Here is a 1,589-nt window from a genome sequence, read left to right on the forward strand (position 1 = left end):
GTGCTTACTAAAAGCAGCAACATTTTAAAAAACGGTCTCACAAAGAGCTAAAGTTAATACCCCAGTAAATTACGAATTTTACGTTAGCCAACGTACTGAAGTTTCTGGGGTCTATGGGGGATTACTGTTAACGTTCTGAACCATAATTTTTTATGAACAGAGGCATTTTTTAAGTTGCTTCTTTTTAAAATCTTGTTTAATTCTTCAACTGTAAACGCTCTTTTTATAGCAAGTAATCCATCTCTCTTTGCTATTAAAGAGATAGGAAGTATAGGGCTGGAGAATTTGAATAAATAATATGCAATTTTACTTCGATATAATTCACTAAAAATAATATGATTGATTTTTTTAGTGCTTACTCTTTCTAGAAAGCGGATAAGATCATCGTTTGTAAAGTGATAGATGAAGTGACTACTAATCAAAATATCTGCATCCGGAATTGAAAAGGTCGGTGCTAAGATATCTGCGACTATAAAATTAGAGTTTTTAGGTACGTTAGTATTGGCTTTTGCAAAAGCAATACTTTCTGGATTTCCGTCTATTCCAGTAAACAAGGCTTTAATACCTCTTTTGTGAAGTGTTTTATAGATATGAGCTATACTGTCTCCGCCACCACAACCTAAATCCACAATATGAAAGGGTTTTTTATTCCTATTAGAAAGACAATAGTTCAGTACACTTTTACTTAGGGTTTTATGATTTCCAAAAATAGTATTAATCAACTTTAAACTTCCCAAAGTTTGATGCAATTTTTTACCCGATAACGATAGGTCATCCAATTGTTCTTTTTGATATACTCTATTTTTGAAATTCAAGAAAATGTAAGATTATTTAATTATTATAGTCTGCATATTAGTAATAACTTTACAATAAAAACAATCATGGATACAAATTTTATCAATACCCTTATAAAGAAAAGGAGATCTGTATTTCCTGCACAGTATAATGATGTTCCGGTGGCTCGTGAGTTAATCAATCAACTATTAGAAAATGCAAATTGGGCACCTACGCATAGACTTACAGAACCTTGGAGGTTTAAAGTAATTCAAGGAGACACAAAGGATAGATTAGGCACATTTTTAGCCGATACGTATACAGATATAACCACGGATGATTCGTTTTCTCCATTCAAACATAAAAAAATAAAAAATAATTGTGATGCTGCTAGTGCAGTTATAGCGATCTGTATGCAACGAGACTTAAAGAATCGGTTGCCAGAATGGGAAGAAATTGCTGCAGTTTCGATGGCAGTTCAGAATATGTGGCTTAGTTGTACTGCGATGGATATAGGGTGTTACTGGAGTAGCCCTGTATTGATTAAATATATGGATGACTTTCTAGAGTTAGAAGAAGGTGAACGTTGTTTAGGTTTTTTCTATTTGGGAAACTATAATACTACAGAGGAGCTTTCTTCAAAAAGAAATCCTATTGAGAATAAAGTAGTATGGCTGGAGTAAAAATTAAAAAAAGAGGCTGTCTAAAAAGGCAGTCTTTTTTTTGTATAAAATTTCGGTTATTTGTAAATTTAGATTATGAGTCGCAAAGTAATCTTCAAGACTTACGATCAAGATCAGTTAAGTCTTTTACCA

Annotated in this window: 2 protein-coding genes; one reads left to right on the forward strand and one right to left on the reverse strand. The window is 32.5% G+C overall.

Annotation, left to right across the window (positions count from 1 at the left end):
* Positions 1-83: 83 nt before the first annotated feature.
* Complete coding sequence (locus ABD816_RS22065) at positions 84-815, reverse strand: methyltransferase domain-containing protein (RefSeq protein WP_344931074.1); 732 nt, start codon at positions 813-815, stop codon at positions 84-86.
* A gap of 66 nt (positions 816-881) precedes the next feature.
* On the opposite strand from ABD816_RS22065, the gene ABD816_RS22070 reads away from it, so the two are divergent.
* Positions 882-1,457, forward strand: a complete 576-nt coding sequence (locus ABD816_RS22070; protein ID WP_344931076.1) for a nitroreductase family protein — start codon at positions 882-884, stop codon at positions 1,455-1,457.
* Positions 1,458-1,589: the final 132 nt, after the last annotated feature.

The sequence above is a fragment of the Aquimarina addita genome, from assembly GCF_039539305.1.
Classification (GTDB): Bacteria; Bacteroidota; Bacteroidia; order Flavobacteriales; family Flavobacteriaceae; genus Aquimarina; species Aquimarina addita.

Bases quoted from the DNA above. Each gene is read 5' to 3' on its own strand.
- ABD816_RS22070 (WP_344931076.1), top strand. From the start codon at position 882: ATGGATACAAATTTTATCAATACCCTTATAAAGAAAAGGAGATCTGTA.